13 protein-coding genes are annotated in these 14897 nt (G+C 65.2%); 6 read left to right on the top strand and 7 right to left on the bottom strand.

Annotated elements, in window-relative coordinates; translation table 11 throughout:
- Positions 1 to 18: 18 nt before the first annotated feature.
- The 3 genes from RBA40_RS20260 (at position 19) to RBA40_RS20250 (ending at position 3297) form a co-directional block, all read left to right on the top strand.
- Positions 19 to 858, top strand: a complete 840-nt coding sequence (locus tag RBA40_RS20260; protein ID WP_306649551.1) for an HDOD domain-containing protein — start codon at positions 19 to 21, stop codon at positions 856 to 858.
- A 97-nt stretch (positions 859 to 955) separates the two neighbouring features.
- The gene (locus RBA40_RS20255; RefSeq protein WP_306649550.1) at positions 956 to 2485 is read left to right on the top strand and encodes an NfeD family protein; all 1530 of its coding nucleotides are present in this window, start codon (positions 956 to 958) and stop codon (positions 2483 to 2485) included.
- A gap of 2 nt (positions 2486 to 2487) precedes the next feature.
- Positions 2488 to 3297, top strand: a complete 810-nt coding sequence (locus RBA40_RS20250) for a slipin family protein (RefSeq protein WP_306624081.1) — start codon at positions 2488 to 2490, stop codon at positions 3295 to 3297.
- On the opposite strand, the gene RBA40_RS20245 is transcribed toward RBA40_RS20250, so the two are convergent.
- Together RBA40_RS20245 and RBA40_RS20240 are read right to left on the bottom strand one after the other, a co-directional pair.
- Complete coding sequence (locus tag RBA40_RS20245; RefSeq protein ID WP_306649549.1) at positions 3278 to 4036, bottom strand: YdcF family protein; 759 nt, start codon at positions 4034 to 4036, stop codon at positions 3278 to 3280. The genes RBA40_RS20250 and RBA40_RS20245 overlap by 20 nt on opposite strands.
- A 27-nt stretch (positions 4037 to 4063) precedes the next feature.
- Positions 4064 to 4495 (bottom strand): hypothetical protein, encoded by a 432-nt coding sequence (locus RBA40_RS20240; protein ID WP_306649548.1) that lies wholly within the window; start codon positions 4493 to 4495, stop codon positions 4064 to 4066.
- A gap of 120 nt (positions 4496 to 4615) precedes the next feature.
- On the opposite strand from RBA40_RS20240, the gene ypfJ reads away from it, so the two are divergent.
- Positions 4616 to 5509 carry a KPN_02809 family neutral zinc metallopeptidase gene (ypfJ, locus tag RBA40_RS20235; protein WP_306649547.1) on the top strand — a complete coding sequence of 298 codons (894 nt, stop codon included), beginning with the start codon at positions 4616 to 4618 and terminating at the stop codon, positions 5507 to 5509.
- Positions 5510 to 5517: 8 nt separating this feature from the next.
- On the opposite strand, the gene RBA40_RS20230 is transcribed toward ypfJ, so the two are convergent.
- Positions 5518 to 7806 (bottom strand): DUF1631 family protein, encoded by a 2289-nt coding sequence (locus tag RBA40_RS20230; RefSeq protein ID WP_306649546.1) that lies wholly within the window; start codon positions 7804 to 7806, stop codon positions 5518 to 5520.
- A gap of 202 nt (positions 7807 to 8008) precedes the next feature.
- On the opposite strand from RBA40_RS20230, the gene RBA40_RS20225 reads away from it, so the two are divergent.
- Positions 8009 to 8335, top strand: coding sequence for a hypothetical protein (locus RBA40_RS20225; protein WP_306649545.1), 327 nt, complete (start codon positions 8009 to 8011; stop codon positions 8333 to 8335).
- A gap of 56 nt (positions 8336 to 8391) precedes the next feature.
- On the opposite strand, the gene RBA40_RS20220 is transcribed toward RBA40_RS20225, so the two are convergent.
- Positions 8392 to 9279: a LysR family transcriptional regulator gene (locus RBA40_RS20220; RefSeq protein WP_306649544.1), complete on the bottom strand. Its 888-nt coding sequence runs from the start codon at positions 9277 to 9279 to the stop codon at positions 8392 to 8394.
- A 103-nt stretch (positions 9280 to 9382) separates the two neighbouring features.
- Here RBA40_RS20220 and RBA40_RS20215 point away from each other — a divergent pair, with 103 nt between their 5' ends.
- Positions 9383 to 10246, top strand: coding sequence for an MBL fold metallo-hydrolase (locus tag RBA40_RS20215; protein ID WP_306649543.1), 864 nt, complete (start codon positions 9383 to 9385; stop codon positions 10244 to 10246).
- A 190-nt stretch (positions 10247 to 10436) separates the two neighbouring features.
- On the opposite strand, the gene RBA40_RS20210 is transcribed toward RBA40_RS20215, so the two are convergent.
- The 3 genes from RBA40_RS20210 to RBA40_RS20200 are packed head-to-tail and all read right to left on the bottom strand — an operon-like array spanning position 10437 to position 14529.
- On the bottom strand, positions 10437 to 12665 hold the full coding sequence (locus tag RBA40_RS20210; RefSeq protein ID WP_306649542.1) for an ATPase, T2SS/T4P/T4SS family: 2229 nt from the start codon (positions 12663 to 12665) through the stop codon (positions 10437 to 10439).
- Positions 12662 to 13879, bottom strand: a complete 1218-nt coding sequence (locus RBA40_RS20205; protein ID WP_306649541.1) for a sensor histidine kinase — start codon at positions 13877 to 13879, stop codon at positions 12662 to 12664. Before RBA40_RS20205 ends, RBA40_RS20210 begins: the two co-directional genes overlap by 4 nt.
- Positions 13876 to 14529: a GTP-binding protein gene (locus RBA40_RS20200; protein WP_306649540.1), complete on the bottom strand. Its 654-nt coding sequence runs from the start codon at positions 14527 to 14529 to the stop codon at positions 13876 to 13878. The genes RBA40_RS20205 and RBA40_RS20200 overlap by 4 nt, the downstream gene beginning before the upstream one ends.
- Between the last annotated feature and the right edge of the window lie 368 nt (positions 14530 to 14897).

Here is a 14897-nt window from a genome sequence, read left to right as displayed (position 1 = left end):
CCAAGGTATAATTTTCCTGTGAACAGACTAGAAGCCTTTGGATATATTGCCGCGCAAGCCGCACGCGGGGAAATCACTCTCCCCACCAGCGTGAATGCCGCCTTGCGCCTGCAACTCGCACTCGACAATCCCGATTGCCATATTGAAGACGCCATCAAGCTGGTGCTGGGCGAGCCGCAACTGGCCGCGCGCACCGTCGCGCTGGCCAACTCGGCCGCTTTCAACCGCAATGGCGACACCCCGATCACGAATGTGCGCGCGGCGGTCATGCGGGTGGGCTACCGCAGCTTGCAAACCCTGGTCGCCAGCCTCGTGGTGCGCCAGTTCGGCATGCGCATCGTCGATCCGGTGCTGCGCGCCAAGGCCGGGCAATTGTGGGAGCATACGGCCCACGTGGCGGCGCTGGCCCAGGTGCTGGCGCGGCGCGTTACCTTCATCAATCCCGATACCGCCATGTTCGCGGCCATCGTGCACGAGGTGGGCGGCTTTTACCTGCTCTCGCGCGCCGATGAATTCCCCGGCCTGCTCGACGACGATCCCGAAAAATGGGCGGAGTTGTGCGAGGAAGTGGTCAGCCGCGAAGTGCTGAAAAAACTTGCCATTCCCGAGACCGTCACCCAGGCCATTTTGGCCCTGCGCGATGGCTGGCTCACCATGCCGCCGAGCACCCTGCTCGACACCCTGTTGCTGGCCAATCAGTTCGCCCCCGTGCGCTCGCCGCTGGGCGTGCCGGAAGAGCCGCTGCCCGAGCATGCCGATTCGGTGCTCGACTTTGTCATCGACAACGATACCCTGCAATCGATCCTCGACGAGTCGGCCGACGAAGTCAAATCGATGAGCGCCGCGCTGCTGGTCTAGCCGGGGCAATCGAAACACGGAACCAAAGCGCTTGTCCGGTTTCTAACCCCAGGTAAGGCGGGACACGGGGTCCCATGCCGGGGGAGCGATGAAGCGCATGACGCATGCTTGGTTTGCCGTTGCGGATGCCGAGGCTGGAGCAGGGCTGCTGTCCCTGCCGCGCGTGATGGTCGCGTGCGCCACCTTTCTTTTGCTGCTCATGTGGCCGCCGGCCGCCGCCGCGCCGGCGGAGGTCACCGTGCTCACGGTGAACGGCGCCATTGGCCCCGCCACGGCCGACTACGTGGCACGCGGCATCGAGCGCGCCGCCCAACACCGTCACCAGCTGGTCGTTATCGCGCTCGATACGCCGGGCGGGCTCGACACATCCATGCGCGCGGTGGTCAAGGCCATTCTCGGTGCGCGCCTGCCGGTGGCCGTCTACGTGGCGCCTTCTGGCGCGCGCGCGGCCAGCGCCGGCACCTTCATCCTGATGGCCAGCCACATCGCCGCCATGGCGCCCGGCACCAACCTGGGCGCCGCCACGCCCGTGCAACTGGGCGGTCCGGGCTCAGGGAGCGATGACGCGCTGCCGGGCCCTGGCAGCGGCGAGCGCGGCGGCAAAAGCAAGAACACCACCAAAGATGGTCCCGCCGGGCGCGCCGGCAAGGCCGATCCGCGTGCCTCCATGCCCATGGAGCGCAAACAGATCAACGACGCCGCCGCCTACATCCGCGCGCTGGCCGAACTGCGCGGGCGCAACGCGGACTGGGCCGAGCGCTCGGTGCGCGAAGCGCTCAGCCTGCCGGCGGCCGACGCCCTGAACGCGCGCGTGATCGACCATGTGGCCGCCGATGTGGCGGCGCTGCTGGCGCAGGTCGACGGCAGGCAGGTCGCGCTGCGCGCAGGTGCCGTAACGGGCGCCGTAACGGACGCCGTACCGGGCACCGTAACGGACGCCGTAACGGACGCCGTGACCCTGCGCACGCGCGGCGCTACGCTTCACCACGCCGATCCCGACTGGCGCACGCGGCTGCTGGCCGTGATCTCCGATCCGTCGGTCGCCCTGATCCTGATGAGCATCGGCATTTACGGGCTGCTGTTCGAATTCATGAGTCCCGGCGCGGTCGCGCCCGGCGTGGTGGGCGGGTTGTGTCTGCTGCTGGGCCTGTACGGGCTGCACCTGCTCCCTCTCAACTACGCCGGACTCGGCCTGATCCTGTTGGGCCTCGCCTTCATGGTGGGGGAGGCGTTCCTGCCCAGCTTCGGCGTGCTCGGCTTGGGCGGCATGGTGGCCTTCGTGGCCGGCGCGCTGATCCTGATCGATACCGACCTGCCCGGATACGGCGTGCCGGCCGGCGTGGTGGTGCCGCTAGCCATCGTCAGCGCGCTGCTGCTGGCGGGCATGGCCGGGGTGGCGCTCAAGACGCGCCGGCGCGCCGCGGCCGGCGGACCGAACGCGCTGCTCGGCAGTCTTGCCGAGGTCATCGGCACGAGCGGGACCGATACCTGGGCCAACGTCAACGGCGAAACCTGGCGCGTGGCCAGCAGCGCCGCGCTGCGGCCCGGGCAGACGGTGCGGGTGCTGGCGCGCAAGGGGGCGCGGCTGGACGTCGTCCCCGTCAACGATGTCAAACAAGGAGAATAACGATGATCAATGGACTCGGGTTCGGTATTGGCACGCTGGTATTCCTCCTGCTGGTACTGCTGGCGATGTCGGTGCGCATCCTGCGCGAGTACGAACGGGGTGTGGTGTTCCAGCTGGGGCGCTTCTGGTCGGTCAAGGGACCAGGGCTGATCCTGCTCATTCCCGTGCTGCAGCAAATGGTGCGGGTGGACCTGCGCACCATCGTGCTCGACGTGCCCAAGCAGGACGTGATTTCGCGCGACAACGTGTCGGTCAAGGTCAACGCCGTGCTGTATTTCCGCGTGATCGATCCCGAACGCGCCATTATCCAGGTGGCCAATTTTCTCGAAGCGACCAGCCAGCTGGCGCAGACGACCTTGCGTTCGGTGCTGGGCAAGCATGAGCTCGACGACATGCTGGCCGAGCGCGAACGGCTCAACATCGATATCCAGCAAGTGCTCGACGCCCAGACCGACGCCTGGGGCATCAAGGTGGCCAATGTCGAGATCAAGCACGTCGACCTGGACGAATCGATGGTGCGCGCCATTGCCCGCCAGGCGGAGGCGGAACGCGAGCGGCGCGCCAAGGTCATCCATGCGGAGGGGGAACTGCAGGCGTCGGAAAAATTGATGCAGGCGGCCAATGTGCTGTCTCAGCAGCAGGGCGCGATGCAGCTGCGCTATCTGCAAACGCTGGGCACCCTGGCCAGCGACAAGAGCACCACGATCGTCTTTCCGCTGCCGCTGGACATGCTGGGCGGGCTGGTCGAGCGCGCGCGCGACAGGCCGGCCGGCACTGCGCATAGCGGTCCGGTCAGCAGTCCGTACAGTTAATGCGCTGCCACGCCAGCCCGATCCATTCGTGGGTGGCGTAATACGAGCGGAACATGCCGCTCCAGCCGGGCACGAACATCAGTGGCGAGAGCGTGCTGCGCGCATAGAACATGGTCGGCGCCGGTACCACGTCCAGGCCGGCCGCCACAAAGGCGCGCTCGGCGCGCGGCATGTGCATGGCGTGCGTGACCAGCAGCACGCGCCGTATGCCGGCCGCCTTGAGGATGGCGGCGCTGTAGGCGGCGTTCTGGGTGGTGTCGGCCGAGCGCTCCTCGGTCCAGGTGACGGCGGTGCGGAAATCGTCGCGCAGCGCGCGCGCCATGGTGCTGGCCTTGGGCGGAATGCCCTTGTCGGGCTCGCCATTGCCTCCGCTTACCAGCAGCGGCAGGCCGGTGGCGTGCTGCAGGCGGGCCGCGTAGCGCAGGCGCACCAGGGCCACGTCGTCGGGAATATCGGCGCCGTATTCGGGCGCGGCATGCACATTGCCGGCGGCCAGCACCACGATGGCCTGGGCGCCGCTGGCACGGGCGTCGGCCAGCGGCGCCGTGAGTGCTTCGAGCGGGCGCACCAGCAGCAGCGAGCCGGCATTGGTCGACAGCACCAGCAGCGCCGCCCATCCCACCCCGCTGGCGGCGCGCCCGCAGCGCGGCCAGCGCCGCCGCAGCGCGTAGCCGGCCAGGATCAGCACGATCAGGCTCATCGGCGGCATGAGCAGCACGCGCACCAGGATATCGATCATGCCGGCAGCACTTTCACGGAGCCGGGTTCACAGCGAGGCCCAGGCCTGGCGCAGGCCGAGCACGTGGACAATGCCAATCGTCATGCAGATGGCCGAGCTCCAGCCCCAGAAGACCATGCTGCGGCCGGGCATCATGATCATCATCGGCACAAAGGCCAGGCCGCGCAGCACGTAGACGGCGGTGATGGCGCACAGGATAATGCGCAGCAACGGCAGGCGCGGCAGCACGCCGGCGCCCGACAGGGCATACGCCGCCCAGACCGTCAGCACGACGCAAATGCCGGAGGTGACGATGGCCGGATACGACGAGCCCGATTCGGCCAGTTGCGCCATCTTTTCGCCCGCACCCAGGGCGCGGTACCAGGCGGGGCCGCCGGCAATGCAGGCAATGTGCAGCGCGGCGGCGGCGGCGCTGAGGGCGGCGCCGATCATGAGAAAGTGGGTGGATGCTTCTGGCATGGGTGGCAGGCAGGTCAGGTTGTCGCGACAATGCGGCGCGAAGGTTACTGTGTGCGCCAGGAAATTGGCTTTCAGCGTAAAGTCATTATAAGATTAACAAAATGCATTGTGGAGCAGAACATGAAATGGGAAGGTAATCGCGAAAGCGACAACGTGGAAGATGTGCGCGGTTCGGGCGGCGGCGGAGGCGGTGACGGGTTTGGCTTCGGCGGACGCTCGGTCGGCATCGGCACGATCGTGATCGCGCTGGTGGGCGGCTGGATCTTCGGCATCAATCCGATGACCATTCTCAATATCATGAGTGGCGGCGGGGGCGCGGTGCCGGTGCAGCAGGAACAGCGCCAGGGCCAGGCGCCGGGCGTGCCGGCCAACGACCGCGGTTCCAAATTCGTGCGCGTGGTGCTGGCCGATACGGAAGACGTCTGGACGGCCTTGTTCCGCGAACAGGGCGGCACTTACCAGAAGCCGGCCTTGCAATTGTTTTCCGGCCGCACCCAGACCGCTTGCGGCGCCGGGCAAAGCGCGACCGGGCCGTTTTATTGCCCGGCCGACCGCAAGGTGTATCTGGACATGAGTTTTTTCCAGCTGATGGAAGAGCGCTTCAAGGTCGAGGGCGAGTTTGCCCAGGCCTACGTGATTGCCCACGAAATCGGGCACCACGTGCAGCATTCGATGGGCTTGACCGACAAGGTCGACCAGGCGCGCCAGCGTGGCACGGAAAAACAGGCGAACGCGATGTCGGTGCGCCTGGAATTGCAGGCTGACTGTTTTGCCGGGGTTTGGGCTTTCCACGCCAACCAGTCGCGCGCGATTCTGGAGCAGGGCGACGTCGATGCCGCACTGAAAGCGGCAACGGCCATCGGCGACGATGCCTTGCAGCGCCAGTCGCAAGGCCATGTCGTGCCCGATTCATTTACCCACGGCAGCTCGGAGCAGCGTGCGCGCTGGTTCAAGCGCGGCCTCGACGAGGGCAAGGTCGCCTCGTGCGATACCTTCGCCGCACGTCAGCTGTAAAAATGTGACTAGTGGCCGGCCAGCGCTTCGGCGCCGGCCATCAGGGACTCAACCGCGCGCTCGAACACGGGCGCGTGTTCCACCGTGCGCAAGGTTTCGGACTGCATCGCCGCCAGCAGGGCATCGCGGGTGAAGGTGGACGGCGCCGCCTGGCCCTTGACCGAGAACAGATACAGGCTGCCGCGCGGGCTGACCGCATTCAGGCGCGCCGGCACGTAGCGGCCATCCACGGCAATCTCGAAGCCGGCGCCCGGCAGCGCCATGCCCAGCCATTCCTGCTCGTCGTCGGCGCGCGCGGCGCTCTTGCCGCCATCGGTGTACAGCTCGGCGCGGATGCCGCGCTGCTCCAGCGCCGCTTCGAGCTGGGCGTGGCCGATGCTGACCGCATCCTGGCCCGCTTCGCGCGCCCCGTCGAAAGCAGCGAAGTGCGCGCGCAGCTGGTCCAGATCCATGGCCTTTGCCGAGGCCGGCTGGCGGTTGCCCAGCACATCCATGTGGACCATCACGAGCTGGTCGAGCGCGGCTTTGGAGACGGTCTCTCCCAGGCCGATCGCGGCCAATCCTTCGCGTACCCGTTTGACCAGGCTGGGCAGCATGCGCACCATCTGGGCACGCTCCTCGACTGTACTTTTTTCCTGCGCGCTCCATACGAGCTCGGCCAGCATCGCCTGGCTGGAGGGCGCGTCGCTGCCCGGATGGACCAGTACGCGGCTCCACATATCGGTGACGAAATTGCCGATGCGCGGATCGACATCGAGCGGATCGAGCAGGGCACCCAGGTCGGTGGCGGCGTCGCTGCGGCGGGCGCTGCTCGCTTCGACATCGCCGAGGGCGGCGATGCAGCGCGCCAGACCGACGTCGCCGCGCGGCAGCAGGGTCGAGACGAACTGGTCGAGCTTGCGCTGGCCGTCGGCAAATGTCGTCATGTCGGTGTCAAAGCGCTCCAGCACGCCGTCCAGGACCGTGTCGATCTCGTCTTCCAGCGCCGGGTAGCACGCCATGTCCGGCGTGATGCCGGTGGCGACGGTGCCGATCCGGTCGAGCAGGCGGCGCGCCGGATGCTGGGCGTCGTGCAGCATCGATGGGTCGAGCATGGCGGCGCGCAAAAACGGCACATGCAGGCGGCCAAGCTGCTGGCGTACGCCTTCGGGCAATTGCTCGTCGTGCACGATGGATTCGAACAGCAGACTCACCAGGTCGATGGTAACCCGGTCCGGCTCGCTGCTGGCGGCATCGGCCAGCTGGGCGCGCAGGTCGAGCGGCGCGGGCGCGGACGCACCCCTGGCAGCGCCGGCCGGCTTTGCCTGTTGCATTTGTTTTAAGCGCGCGTCGAGGGTGCTGCCGGGCTGGCCGTCCGCGGCAGGGGCCCGGGCGTCGGCATGGCGCGGCGGGCGCGCCGCCTTCGGCTGGTTAAAGACATTCCAGACCATTTCCTGCAAATCGGGCGCGTGCGGCTGCGCCGGGGCGCCGGCCGTGACATGGCGCTGTTGCTGCATCATGCGTTGTAATTCAGGCAGTATGCGCGACTGCTTGGGCGGTGCCGCCTGGCCCTGCTGCGCCGGCTGGCTGTCCGCGCGCCCACCCGCCGCCACGCGGGCGATGAGCTGCTCGGCGGCCTTTTGCCAGGCAAGCCGGTCACGCTGGGCGCGCGTGAGCGCACTCGGCCGGGCGGTCAGCTTGCTTGAAATTCCGCGCGATTTGAATACTTCTTCTATTGCAACGTAGTATCCTTGCAGGCAATGCTCCATTGCGACCGACAGTGTATCGAACAAGGCTTTGGATTGGGCCTCGTCCTTGACCGCTTCGCGCAGGGCTTCGTGCAGCGAACGGGCCAGCAAATACGGGCGGAACGGGTTTTCGCGTTCGCGCACCTCGCCGTCGCCGTGTAACTGGGCAATCATCATGTTCAGGCGCCCGAGGCTGGGCTGGTCGGCGTCGCGCAGGCGCATCACCAGCCGGTCGATCTCGATTTGCCGCGTCACGACGTCATCCTCGATGAGGGTCAGGTTGTCCGCACTGATCTCGTCCAGGCTGGCGCGCGTGTCCATGTACATGGTGTGCATGGCGCGTTCGAGGTAATTGGCAAAGTGGTGTTGCATGCGCGTCAACAGGAAGTTGCCTTGCTCGCGCAAGGCCTGGCGTGCATTCATCATCAGGCGCTCGTCGGGGCGGGCGGCGCCTTTCAGGGCCTTGTCCAGGCTGGCCTCGGCTTCGGCCAGGGTTTTCGTGGCAAGGACGTGAAAACCCGACAGTGCGGGTTGTTTCGCAAGCTGGAACACTCTTTTTGGTATTTGCATGGCGTTTTTTGTGCTCAAATGGATGAGCTGCTCCGGGTTTCTTAAAGCCATGATAGCGCATTAGGGCAACAAAGTTGGCCTGACTGCACTGTTCAGTTGCATTTATTTAAGGAAGATGTATAAGATACAATGCCCGTTCGCGACCTTTATCTGTGCGTGTTGGCGAACCGACCACATGTAAGATCAACCTTAGTATCCCAGAATGAAAATATTCGCTGAACTCGATGATGCGGTACTGAACAGAACTGTTCAGGCCAGTAACGACCCTGTTGCGGTGGCCACGGCCATGGCCGCCCCGCTGCGGCCCGAGTCACGTCCTCTGCGCGTGATCGGGCGCGGCGATACCCTCACGGCGCAAAAAGTTGAGGTCGGCATTATCTTGCAAGCCATGCTGGGCACGGGAGGCGCAGCCGAGTATCTGGCGGACAACGCCGTGCATATCAGCGTGTCCTTGCGGGTGCTCACCAAACCAGCTTTGCGGCGCGGTCAACATGACGAGTTCGGCATTCCCACCGATCTCGAAGGGTAGGAAAGCGTTGTTTTCTGGCGATTGACACCGTGGTGACACTGGCGAACGCCGCTTCGTTACCACGGCAACACGGCAAAGTGCTCGACCAGAAAATCAAGTAGCGCGCGTACCGCCGGCGACAATTGCCGGCGCGATGGATAAATCGCATAAATCGTCATGGCCGGCACGCGCCACTGCGGCAGTACGCGCACCAGCTCCCCGCTGGCCACCACCGGGTTCACCAGATAGGTCGGCAACATGGCGATGCCGCCGCCGGCCAGGGCCGACGCCAGCAGGGCGGTTGCATCGTTGGCGCTGAAATAGCTGACCACGCCGACCTGGACCGCTTCCTCATCGCGCGCGAACGACCAGATGCTGCGCCCCACGTTGGCGTGGCTGAGGCAGCGATGTTGTTCCAGTTCCTGCGGCGTGGCTGGCGCGCCATGCGCGGCCAGGTAAACGGGCGCGGCCACCAGCAGCGAATCGCACTGCGCCAGCGGGCGCGCAATGAGCAAGGGTGACGGTTCGCCGCTGATGCGGATCGCCAGGTCGATCCGTGCCTCGACCAGATTGAGCGCGCCTTCGTTCAGATTCAGATCGATTTTCAGGCGCGGATGGCGCGCCGTGAAGCGCACCAGCGCCTGCGCCAGTTGCGCATGCCCGAAGGACAGGCTGCAGGTGACGCGCAACAGGCCGCGCAGTTCGCCGCTGCTGGCGGTTTCCTCTTCCATATTCTCGCTCAGCGACAGCATTTGCTGGCTGCGCCGCAAGCAGGTTTCGCCGGCATCGGTGAGCGTCACGCGGCGCGTGGTGCGCTGGAGCAGGCGCGTGCCCAGCCACTTTTCCATTTCGGATACGTAGCGCGTCACCATCGCCCGCGACATGTCGAGCTTGTCCGCGCTGGCGCTGAAGCTGCCGCTGCCGGCCACCTCGACGAAGACGCGCATTGCCGTGATTCGATCCATTTGTCTATTCCATGAAACAGTCATGCGCAGTTTAACCCGTTTATCCGGACGAAAGACCTCACTACACTGCAGGCTTCCTTAAAACAACTTTATCGGAGTCAGTATGTTTCGCACCACCGCCCTTGCCGCCGCCCTCACGCTGGTCTTTACCAACGCCCTGGCCGCGCCCGCCCTGCAAACCAAGGTCTACAACGCCGATGGCGCCAGCTTCAACGTCAATTCGACGCTGATTTATGGCGAGACCGAAGCCATGGTGATCGACGCCGGCTTTACGCGCGCCGACGCGCTGCGCATCGCCGCCAACGTGCTCGACAGCGGCAAGCAGCTCAAGACCATCCTGGTCAGCCAGGCAGATCCCGATTACTACTTCGGCGTCGACACGCTCAAGCAGATTTTTCCCAAGGCGCAAGTGGTCGCCACGCCGCAGGTGATCGAGAAGATCAAGGAAAAGATGGCGGCCAAGCTGGCCTTCTGGACGCCCAAGATGGGTGCCAACGCACCGGCCGCCCCAAGCCTGCCCACGGCGCTGCAGAACATGACCCTGACCGTGGATGGCCAGGCGGTGGAAGTGCGCGGCACGCAAGGCGTGCTGGCGCATCGGCCGTACGTCTGGATTGCGTCGACCAGGACGATCACCGGCGCGCTCGGCGTGTTCGGCAACCTGCATTTGTGGATGGCCGACGCGCCAACGGCGGCCCAGCGCAGCGCGTGGAGCGCCCAGCTCGACGAGATGGCTGCGCTCAAGCCGGCCATCGTCATTCCGGGGCATATGAAGGCGGGTACGCAACTGGACGAGAGCAGCATCGCCTACACCCGGGACTACCTCAAGAGCTACGAAAAAACGCTGGCAGCGAGCGGCAACAGCGCCGACGTGATTGCACGCATGAAAACGGCGTATCCTGACGCGCCGCCGGGCCTGGCCCTGGATATCGGCGCCAAGGTCAGCAAGGGCGAGATGACATGGTAAGCATGTAAAAGTTGGTGCGCGACGCCTTCCGACATCGTTCGCAGCGATCGTGCGGGTGCTTCGGGTTGACAGCCGGGAAGCTCGATCGGGAGCGGCATACTCTGCCGAGCCCGCTGCCGATGCCGCTGCATATGGTGGCGGTTCCGAACGGCAGCCAGCGCCGCCGATGGCAAGTATGCGCCTGCCCGGCTCACTCCGGCCCCAGCACCCGGAACACCTCATCGGGCGTCGTCAAGCCGTCGCGCACCTTGATGAACGCGTCGTCGCGCAAGGTCATGAATCCCTGGGTGATAGCGTACTGCGTGATTTCCGTGATGGCGACCTGGGACGCGATCAGGTGCCGCATGTGCGTGTCGGGAGCGAGCACTTCATACAGGCCGAGGCGGCCCTTGTAACCGCTGCCGTGGCAAACTTCGCATCCGGCGCCGCAAAAGGCTTGGAACGGCTGGGCGGCGAAACTGCCGCCGAGGCGCTGCAGCAAGTCCGGCTCGGCCGGCGCCGCTGCGCGGCAGCGTTCGCACACCTTGCGCACCAGGCGCTGGGCAATGACCGCTTCGAGCGCCGTGGCGATCACGAACGGCTTCAAACCGAGGTCGAACAGGCGCGAAATGGTGGCGATCGCCGAATTGGTGTGCAGGGTCGAATACACCTGGTGGCCGGTCAGCGCCGCGTGAAATGCCACCTCGGCCGTTTCAAAATCGCGGATCTCGCCGATCAGCAAGACGTCCGGATCCTGGCGCAGGATGGCGCGCAGCACCAGGGGGAAGGTCAGGCCGATTTTTTCGCGCACCACCACTTGCCCCGCCGAGTCGAGGTAGTACTCGACCGGGTCCTCGATCGTGATGTAGTTTTTTTCCGACGTGGCGCTGCTCTGGAGCAGGCTGTAGAGCGTGGTGGTCTTGCCGCTGCCGGTCGGGCCCGTCGCCAGGACGATGCCCTGCGGCTTGTCGCTGGCGTTGCGCACCTTGGCCAGGTCCATCGGATTGAAACCGATGCCATCGAGGCGCAGCACGGCCGCGTTGCGGTCGAGAATGCGCATGACGATTTTTTCGCCGTTGATCGTGGGCAGCGTCGAGATCCGCAGGTCGACCACCCGCTGCGGGGTCTTGACCGCCAGGCGTCCGTCCTGTGGCCGCCTGCGCTCGGAAATATCCATCTCGCCCATGATCTTGATGCGCGAAACGATCGACTGGTGCATATTGTGCGGAATCTGCATCTTGTCGATCAGCACGCCATCAACCCGCAGGCGCACCATCACGTTCTTGGTGCGCGGCTGGATGTGGATGTCGGACGCGCCCAGGTTGATCGCCTCGAGCAGGATCGCGTTGACCAGCCGGATCGCGGGCGGCTCGTCCGTGCCGCGCAACAGCTCTTCGAGCGACTGCCCCAAGCCGTCGTCTTCGATGACAATTTCCACCCCTTCGTACGGATCGGTCGAGCCGAACGCCGCTTCGAGGTCGGTCAGGTCGTCGCGCCCGGTGTTGTAGACGATGGCGATCTTGGCCAGGATGGACGACATCGGCGCGAGCACGGGCGTAATTTCCAGGCCGGTCACGAAACGCAAATCGTGCAGCAAGCCTTCGTCGAGCGGGTCGGCCATCGCGACCGTCAGGCGCTTGTCGTCGATGCGCAGGGGAATGATCAAGTGGCGCTGGCACAAGGCGGCCGGCACCAGCGCGGCTACCGCCACGTCGATCGCCATTTCGTCGACGCTCACCTGCTGGATCAACAGCTCGGCAGCCAGCAAGTCGTGCACGACCTTTTCCTGCACCCAGCCGCGCTCGACGATTTCCTTCAACACCGCCTGCAGCTTCTGGGCCTGCTGCTGGATGCGGATCAGCTCCTGCACTTGCCCCAGATTGAGTTTGCCGTGGCGATGCAGCACGGTGGCCAGCCGGCTGCGGTTGCCGGCCGAAAACTTGGCCATCTGCTCGATTTCCTGCGACTTGCGCGCGTTTTCCTGGATCAGGACCTTGTTGCTGCGGTTGAGTTCCTGGCGTTCGAGCGCCAGCGCAACCGTCACGCGCAGGTCGTCGTCGTTCCACGGCTTGAGGATGAACTTGTAGACCGCGCCGGTCTTCACCGCCCCGACCACCGCGTTGACGTCGGCATGGCCGGTGAGCATGATGCGGATCATGTCCGGTTCGATCTGGCGCGCCTGGCGCAGCAATTCACCGCCGTCCATGCCCGGCATCATGAAATCGCTGATGATCAGGTGGAAGGTGTCGGCCTTGAGCAGCGCCAGCGCCTCGCGCGGATTGCCGCTGGTAACGATCTCGTAATTTTCCTGGCGAAACACCCGGCGCAAGGCCGACAGCACGTTCGGCTCGTCGTCGACCAGCAAGATGCGGTAGGCGCGCACCGGCGCCGCACTGCTGTCGCCCTCGGCGGCGCCGGTGAACAAATGCCCGTAGCTCATGCGCGGTCGCCGGCCTGCAGCGGTAGGTGCACATCGAAGGTGCTGCCGCCGCCCGGCGTCGAGCGCACCGCGATATGCCCGCTGTGGGCGCGCACGACGTCCGCGGCCACCGTCAAGCCGAGCCCTATCCCGCCGCCCACGCCATGGGTGGTGAAGAAGGGGTCGAAGATGCGGGGAAGCACCGCCTCCTCGATCCCGCAGCCCTGGTCGCACACCGAGACCAGCAGCTCGCCGTCGCCGGCGGCGCTGGCGAGCCGGATCACGCCCTGGCGCTCGCGCATGGCCGTGCGCGCGTTGAGCAGCAAGGCCAGCACCACCCGGGTCAGGCCGTCGCGGTCGCAACTGACTTGCGGCAGCAAACCGAGCTGCGTATCGAGCCGCACCCCGGCCGGCAGTTCGCCCAGCATCCTGACGGCCGCGCGCAGCGCATCGTTCGGATCGATGGCGGCAAACTGGGCCGGCTCGCAATGCGCGTACGCCTTCAAGTCCGCGATGATGCGCGACACCCGGTCGGCGCCGGCGATCGATTCGTCCAGCAAGTTGGGAAAATCGGCGACGATATAGGCCAGCTGTTTCGCCTCGGCCGGCGCCAGGGGCTGGGCCGCGATGGCCTGGCCAAGTTCGGCGACGTAGTCCTTGGCGGTGCTCAGATTGCTCCTGATGAAACCGATCGGGTTGTTGATTTCGTGCGCCATGCCGGCGGCCAGGCTACCGATCGAGGCCATCTTCTCGGCCTGGTACATGCGACGCTGGCTCTGCTCGATCAGGCCCACTTGTTCGTGCACGCGCGCCTCGAGCTGCGCGCTCAGGGCGCGGTAGCGCGCCTCGGATTCGCCCAGCGCGGCGTGCTTGTCCATGAGCTCGCGGTGATCCGCCATCACCGTCTCCAGATGCAGGTCGGCGGCCATCCGGTAACGGTTCGATGCGCCCAGCAGCAGTTCGATCCATTTGCCCGCCGGCGCCAGCCAGGCTTGCCGGTCGGCCGGCGCCGACAAGGTGCCGACGACCTCGATGTCGACCACCAGCGCGACGGTGCAGACGGGGCCGTCGATCGCCAGCGCGCCTGCGTGCACCAGCCCGCCGTCGGCGCCGTCGATGCGCCAGGCACGGCCGACGCTGTGCCCCATCGCCGTTTCCAGCGCGCTCGTCGGGACGTTGCGCATCATCTCGCGCAAGGTGACTTGGCGGTCGAAGGCGGGTAGGATTTCGTTCACCGCGCCGCTCCTCCGGCCGCTTCGATGAACGCGTCTTGCGTCAAGCCATGCTCGACCAGCAGCGCGAACTGGACGTCGAGCCGCACATAGACCAGCTTGAGCAAGGCCGAAAACGTTTCCCTCACCCCGTCGCCCTGCAGCGCGCTGGCCAGCAGCACTGGCCAGGGCGCCTTGCTCCAGCGTTGCGCGATCTCTTCCTCGGACAGAATATCGGGCAAGTCGCGCTTGTTGTACTGCACCACCAGCGGAAAGCCGGCCACATCGATCCCGACGGTCGCGGTATTGGCGATCAGGTTGTCGAACGATGCGCCATTGTTGATTGCCTGGTTACGCTGGGAGTCGGCCACGAACACGGCGCCGTCCGCACGCGAGAGCACCGCCTTGCGCGTGCCATTGTGCGCAACCTGTCCGGGTACGGTAAACAGCTTGAATTTGACGAGCAGGCCGGATGGCGCGGTGAAACCGAAAGGCAGCAAGTCGAAAAACAAGGTTCGGTCGCCTTCGGTTTCGAGCAGCATCATGTCGCCCACCAGGTCGGCCGTCAGCAAATCGTGCAGGCGCGTCAGATTACTCGTCTTGCCGGACATAGCGGGGCCGTAGTAGACCAGTTTCACAGTCAGGCGCTGCGCTCGCTCGTCCAATTCCGCCATATAGTTCCCCGCCTCCATCGACACCTGTCCCCAAGAGTACCCCAACTTTGCCCATCCGCATGTAATGCGGCTGTGCGCGTATGCCCGGCGCAACAACTTTAACGATGAGGCAAATTGGTGCTCCCTGACGGCGATGCTTCAGCAGGGAATATGGTCCCGATAATCCCCTTTTAGATCAACGTTGTAGACCGGAAATTTGATGAGTGATGTGATAAGACATTGTTAAATCTTCAAGATTTTGACGGCAAAAATGCAAAATTGTGCTCCGCCACCATCTGCTCGGTAACATTTTTGCGACATTTATTCCTGTAAAGCAAATATATCCAGCGGATAGCCCCATCACATGGATTCGCCGGCGCAGTATGTAC

The organism is Massilia pseudoviolaceinigra (assembly GCF_030846505.1).
Taxonomy (GTDB): Bacteria; Pseudomonadota; Gammaproteobacteria; order Burkholderiales; family Burkholderiaceae_D; genus Telluria_A; species Telluria_A violaceinigra.
Note: the sequence above shows the minus strand (reverse complement) of the source record. Positions and strands in the feature narration are given on the sequence as shown.